This window comes from Frankia sp. CoWAU3, assembly GCF_977971855.1.
Map to the genome: position 1 here is coordinate 1 of NZ_CDWWXB010000197.1, position 5,800 is coordinate 5,800.

Here is a 5,800-nt window from a genome sequence, read left to right on the forward strand (position 1 = left end):
CTCCCTGAAGCTGATCTTTGGTCGGAACAGACTTCTACCGGGGTCCCGCGTTTCTTCTTGCACCGCCCCCTTCGGACCGCCCTACCAACTACCGTCCGTGATTCTCACGCAGAGCTATCGATCGTTGCGCGGAAAGGCTCACTGAGCCCGCTGGCGGGCCCGCCGGACCGGCTGAGGGCTCTTCGCTGGTCCGGCCAGATGCCCCTCGATCAAGCGGTTCATCGCCCGCAGGAAGACCTCCCGCTCCTTGGTGGGAAGCGCCGCCAACGCCTCCTCGTGGACCCGATCGACGATCTCCTGGCTCCGCGCGGCGATCCGCGCGCCCGCCTCGGTGACCGCGATGATCCGAGCCCGCCGGTCCCTGGCGGAGGGCCGACGTTCGGCGAGGCCGGCCTTCTCCAAGGCGTCCACGGTGACCACCATCGTTGTCTTGTCCATGTCGCCGATCTCGGCGAGCTGGATCTGGGTGCGCTCCTCCTCCAGGGCATGCACCAGCACGCAGTGCATGCGTGCGGTGAGACCGATCTCGGCGAGCGCGGCCGCCATCCGGGTCCGCAGGGCATGACCAGCGTGGTCCAGCAGGAACGACAGGTCTGGTCCGGCGCGGGAGGGTGCCATGGCGGTCATGCCCGCAGCCTAACGACTAGGTCCGTCGCGGATTATCCGTAAGCTTGCTGTCGAGTGGTCGGGGTGACCCAGCCGGCCCGGCTGACCGCATAGACGGCATGGGCCTCGTCGTGGAGGAACTCGCTGCGGACGTATGCCATGCCGAGGCGTTCGGCGACCCGGACGGACGCGGTGTTGGCCGGGACGATGGCCGAGACGACCTCGGTGAGGTCGGGGCGCTGGGCGAACACCCAGGTCAGTGCCGCGGTGGCGGCCTCGGTGGCATAGCCGTGCCCCCAGCGGTCCCGGCGCAGGAACCAGACGGCCTCGATGCCCGGCCAGCCGGGTTCGGTCCACAGCCCCGCCTGGCCGAGGAGTTGCCCGCCCGCCTTCTCGACAACCGACCACGGACCTACGCCGGTCAGCACCCAGCAGCCCATGCAGCCGGCCAGGGCATGCCAGACGCCGTCCCGGTCGGTCGGCCGGTGGAAGTAGCGGGTGAACTCGGGATCGGACCAGATCTCGGTGTAGCCGGCGACGTCGTCGTTGTGGATGGGCCGCAGGACGAGCCGGTCCGTCGTGAGAAGGGGAATGATCGTGGTCAGACTCATCGTGTCCGGTAGTTTGCCGGAAGCGTGCGGCATGCCGCCAGAAAGGCGGCGACTGTGGGTTGTGAGGCGGACCGTGGGTTGTGAGGCGGACCGTGGGACCCGCGCGCGAGCCACCGGCTGGACAGCCACGGGTCGTGGCTCTGTTCTGCCTGCTGCACGGAGCCTGACACGACGCCACGTGCTGGGAGCCCCTCGGAGCGCAACTGCGGGCGCGAGGACATCGGGTGGTGGCACCGGACCTGCCGTTGCACGACCCGGCCACGACGTACGAGGAACGCATCCGCCCGGCGTTCGCCGCCCGCCGCCCTCGATGCGGCCATCGTGGCCGCCGGACCCAGGGCGCTCGCGGTACGCCTCTGCCCGCGGCCTGTGCCCCGCAGCCCAGTTCGCCCGGGACGGGCCAGACTATCGCCGGTCGTGTGGACGGCGGCGCCGGGGGCATCCCCCCAACACAGGCCGGTCGTCGGCCAGGTCCGGGACGAACGGCCCTCGTTCCATCGCCCCTCGGAACGAAGGTCGAGGAGCGGCAGGCCGCCAACGATATCGAACCGCCGAGGGTATCGAGATCGAAGGAGATCACGATGATGATCTGGGATGGGCACACCTGGGGCTGGGGCGGCTGGCTGCTGATGTCGTTCAGCATGGTCGTCTTCTGGGGGCTGGTGATCGGGGTACTGGTTGCTCTCCTGCGCGCGGGCCGCGGCGGCGGGCCGGGTACGTCGGCCGAACCGCCCGGCGTGGAACGGCCCGGTACCGAACGGCCCGACGAGCGGTCGGCCGAGCGGATCCTCGCCGAGCGTTACGCCCGCGGTGAGATCGATGAGGCGGAGTACCACCGCCGCCTGGACGTGTTGCGTGAACGGCCCGGCCCGACGGATCTCACCAGGGCCGGCTGACCGTCGGCTGACCGGCGAGATCGGAGAGGGACCGACGGGACCGGGGGAGGGAAGGCGTCGATGAGCCTGAGCAGGCGGCTGGCGTTGGTGTTCCGGGCCAAGGCCAGCAGGATGTTGGACCGCGCCGAGGATCCGCGTGAGGTTCTCGACTATTCCTACGCTCGGCAGCTCGAGCTGCTGGCGCAGGTCCGCCGCGGGGTCGCGGACGTCGCTACCAGCCGGAAGCGGCTGGAGCTCCAGGTCGAACAGCTACGGGCGGCCGCCGAGCGGCTGTCCGGACAGGCCCGCCAGGCGGTCGCCGCGGGCCGCGACGACCTGGCCAGGGAGGCCCTCGGTCGCCGGGCCGGGGTGGCCGCGCAGTTGGAGGATCTGCGGGAGCAGCATGCGTCGCTGCGAGCGGAGGAGGACCGGTTGACGCTGGCGGCGCAGCGGCTGGCGGCCCAGCTCGAGGCGTTCCGGACCAGGAAGGAGACGGTGAAGGCGACGTACACCGCGGCGGAGGCGCAGACGAAGATCGGCGAGGCGCTGGCGGGGGTCTCCGAGGAGATGGGCGACGTCGGCCTGGCAATCCAGCGGGCCGAGGACAGGACCGAGCAGATGCAGGCCAGGGCCGGCGCGATCGACGAACTACTCGCCTCCGGCGCCTTGGAGACGGCGGCCGGTGGCCCGCGCGACGACATCCAGGCCGAGCTGGACCGGCTGTCCGCGGCCGCCGACATCGATCAGGATCTGGCCGAGATCAAAAGCGCCATGCCCGCGCGGGCGATTGGCGGCCGCCCGCCGGCCGACGCCGCTCGACCGGAGGAGCGGCCGTGATCGTGCGCATTCTGGGTGAGGGCCAGTTCGACCTGCCCGCAACCGACCTGGAGGCCCTCAACGAGCTGGATGACGTGCTGCTGACGGCCGTCGAGGCCGGTGACGAGCCGGCGTTCCAGGAAGCCTTGACGAGGCTGCTCGAACGGGTCCGGACCCGCGGCCGCGCGGTGCCGGCGGACCGGCTGGAGCCATCGGAGCTGGTGCTGCCGCGCGCCGACACCGGGCTGGCGGAGGTCCGCGGACTGCTCGGCGACGAAGGCCTGATTCCCGGCTCCTGATTTCTGGCGGCCGAGCCCCGACCGACGAGGTGACGATGGTGAGGTGACGATGGTGATGACGCGTGCGCCGCGGCGGTTCGCCCTAGACCGGGGACTGTCGGCCCGGATGGTGCTGACCGTCTTCCTGCTCGGGTTGGTCTACGTCGCCTTCATCGCCGTCCTGATCGCCGTCGGGGTGTCACCGGTCCTGGTCGTCGCGATCGCCGGCGGGCTGCTCGCCGCCCAGTACTGGTTCTCGGACCGCATCGCGCTGTACGCGACCGGTGGGCGCATCGTCAGCCCGGCGCAGGAGCCGCGGCTGCACGGCGTCGTGGATCGGCTCTGCGCGCTGTCCGACCTACCGAAGCCCGTGGTGGCGGTCGCGGACACCGACCTGCCGAACGCGTTCGCCACCGGCCGGACCCCGAAACGCGCCGTCGTCTGCGTGACGACCGGGCTGCTGCGCAGGCTGGAGGTCGACGAGCTGGAGGGGGTGCTGTCCCACGAGCTGTCCCACGTCGCGCACCGGGACGTGGCCGTCATGACCGTCGCGTCGTTTCTCGGGGTGCTCGCCGGTCTGGTCGCCCGATTCGGTCTCTACTCCGGGATGGCCGGCGGCTTCGGCCGGTCCGACGGCGGTGACGGCGGTGACGGCGGTGACGATGACGAGGACAGCGGCGCCCTCGTCGTGCTCGTCGTTGTGGTCGTCTCCGCCGCCGTCTACGCGCTGTCGTTCCTGCTGACCAGGGCGCTGTCGCGGTACCGGGAGCTCGCCGCCGACCGGTCCGGGGCGATCCTCACCGGCCAGCCGGCCGCGCTCGCCGCCGCGCTCACCAAGGTCACCGGCGAGATCTCCCGGATCCCGACCCGCGACCTGCGAGCCGCCGAACCGTTCAACGCCTTCTTCTTCGCTCCCGCGCTGGCGAACGGCGTCAGCCTGTCCTCGTTGTTCTCGACCCATCCGCCGCTGGATGCCCGCCTGGCCCAGCTTGCCCGGCTGGCCGCCCAGTTCGGTGAGCCCGGGTAGTTCGGTGACCCCGGGTAGAAAGCAGGCCGGATCATGCGGATCCTCGACGTGCTTCTCGGCCGGACCCGGCCCGTCCCGCCGGACCTCGACCGGCTGTTCACGCTCCCAGCCGCCGCCGTCACCCTGCAGGCCGCCAGCTCATGGCGACCGACCGGGGCCGGAGCGGTCTGTGTCAAACTCGCGTCAGGCGGCGCGTTCACCGGGGCAGCGCAGGAGATCGACCGGCTGCTGAGCATGGACGGCGGCCGGTACGAGCGGCGCACGGACAGCTTCGGGTACAGCTGGCTGCTGCGACGGACCGGCGAGCAGGACCTCGCTGGCCTGGTCACCGACCTGCACGCGGCGAATGCCACGGTGCGCGACGCCGGCTTCGGCCCGGCACTGCTGTGCACCGTCGTCGGGTTCACCGACGGCAGCAGGCCGATGGGGCTGATCTACCTCTACAAGCGCGGCGCCTGGTACCCGTTCGTGCCGGCCGGTGACCAGCGCCGGGACAATCCGGCCGAGCTGGAGGTACGGGAGATGCTGGCGGGTGAGCTCCCGATCGAACCGGACCTGTCCCGTTGGTTTCCCCTGTGGGGAGCGCCCGGCATCGACGCGCCGGGTCGCGACCCCGACACGCACGGGTGACCTCGTCGACTTTTCGCCCGGTCAGGATCGGTGCGCATAGGCTGCCTGCGCGTGTTCAAAGCGGTGCTCGGTGGTGTGGGCGGTGTCGGCGGCGGCGGCCGTGGCCAGGACGAGCGCGGCGAGGGCAACGGCCAGGGCGGGGCGTGGTTTGGGAGGCGGGTCCAGCAGCGCCCGCGCCCGGTGGGTGAGGTCGGTGTGCACGGCGCCGAGTGCCGAGGTCGGAGTGGTCGGCATGCCGGTGCGGGCGAGGCCGGCGCGGGCCAAGGCCCGGGCGACCACAGCGCGATCTTCGGTGACAGCGGCGGCGTCTTCGTCGGCCCAGCGTTCGACGGCGAGGCGCACGGCGGCGGCGGGTGTCCGCAGCAGCGGGTTGGCGGCGGCGAGGTCGGCGAGCTGGGTGTAGGCGTGGTGGCGGTGGTGCAGGTGGGAGCGTTCATGGGCGAGTAGCACGCGGCGTTCGTCGGCGGGCAGCGCGCGCAGCATGGCGGTGGACACCACGATCCGGCCGGTCAGTCCGGGCAGCGTGTAGGCGTCGGGGTGGTCGTCCTCGACGATGACGAGGCCGGTAGGCGACGGTCCGAGCCGCCGGCAGGTGAGTTCCGCGGCGGCGAGGTCCTGGCCGAGGGCGGCGGCGCGGCGGGCGGCGGCGGTGAGCAGCCCGACGACGACGGCGGCCGGCACCAGCCCGGCCGCGGCGGGTAGCGGGTCGTGGCCGCGGATCATGGTGGCCGACCAGTGCCCGACCGCGGTGAGCGGGGGCAGCGGGGCGAGCAGGGTGAAGGCGGCGACGGCCAGGACGAATCCGGTGGCCAACGCGGTGACCAGACAGGCCAGGGTCAGCAGCCGGGTGGCGGCGGCGGGCGGCAACCGCCGGCCGAGCCAGCCGCCGCTGACGGCCAGCAGCAGGTTCGTGGCCAACGGGATCAGCGCGACGGCCGTCATAGCCCCTGCCCGCCG

The 5,800-nt window shown here is 72.1% G+C and carries 8 protein-coding genes; 5 read left to right on the forward strand and 3 right to left on the reverse strand.

Going from position 1 to position 5,800, the window contains the following annotated elements:
* Positions 1–138 precede the first annotated feature (138 nt).
* Both AC08ON_RS15015 and AC08ON_RS15020 read right to left on the reverse strand, forming a co-directional pair.
* Complete coding sequence (locus tag AC08ON_RS15015) at positions 139–627, reverse strand: MarR family winged helix-turn-helix transcriptional regulator (protein WP_476609916.1); 489 nt, start codon at positions 625–627, stop codon at positions 139–141.
* Between the two features lie 32 nt (positions 628–659).
* Positions 660–1,217 carry a GNAT family N-acetyltransferase gene (locus tag AC08ON_RS15020; protein WP_476608134.1) on the reverse strand — a complete coding sequence of 186 codons (558 nt, stop codon included), beginning with the start codon at positions 1,215–1,217 and terminating at the stop codon, positions 660–662.
* Positions 1,218–1,798: 581 nt separating this feature from the next.
* Between AC08ON_RS15020 and AC08ON_RS15025 the strand changes: the two genes are divergently transcribed.
* Genes AC08ON_RS15025 through pspAB form a run of 5 tightly spaced genes read left to right on the forward strand, consistent with a single transcriptional unit; the run spans position 1,799 to position 4,843 of the window.
* A complete protein-coding gene (locus AC08ON_RS15025; RefSeq protein ID WP_476608133.1) occupies positions 1,799–2,113 on the forward strand; it encodes an SHOCT domain-containing protein in 315 nt (104 codons plus the stop codon).
* Between the two features lie 60 nt (positions 2,114–2,173).
* Entirely contained in the window at positions 2,174–2,929 is a 756-nt protein-coding gene (locus AC08ON_RS15030; RefSeq protein WP_476608132.1) for a PspA/IM30 family protein, read from the forward strand.
* The gene (pspAA, locus tag AC08ON_RS15035; RefSeq protein ID WP_476608131.1) at positions 2,926–3,207 is read left to right on the forward strand and encodes a PspA-associated protein PspAA; all 282 of its coding nucleotides are present in this window, start codon (positions 2,926–2,928) and stop codon (positions 3,205–3,207) included. The genes AC08ON_RS15030 and pspAA overlap by 4 nt, the downstream gene beginning before the upstream one ends.
* Positions 3,208–3,262: 55 nt before the next feature.
* Positions 3,263–4,213 carry a zinc metalloprotease HtpX gene (gene htpX, locus AC08ON_RS15040; protein WP_476617187.1) on the forward strand — a complete coding sequence of 317 codons (951 nt, stop codon included), beginning with the start codon at positions 3,263–3,265 and terminating at the stop codon, positions 4,211–4,213.
* A gap of 33 nt (positions 4,214–4,246) precedes the next feature.
* Positions 4,247–4,843: a PspA-associated protein PspAB gene (gene pspAB, locus AC08ON_RS15045; RefSeq protein WP_476608129.1), complete on the forward strand. Its 597-nt coding sequence runs from the start codon at positions 4,247–4,249 to the stop codon at positions 4,841–4,843.
* A 21-nt stretch (positions 4,844–4,864) separates the two neighbouring features.
* On the opposite strand, the gene AC08ON_RS15050 is transcribed toward pspAB, so the two are convergent.
* The coding region (locus AC08ON_RS15050) for a M56 family metallopeptidase (protein ID WP_476617188.1) at positions 4,865–5,800 on the reverse strand (936 nt) is incomplete at its 5' end.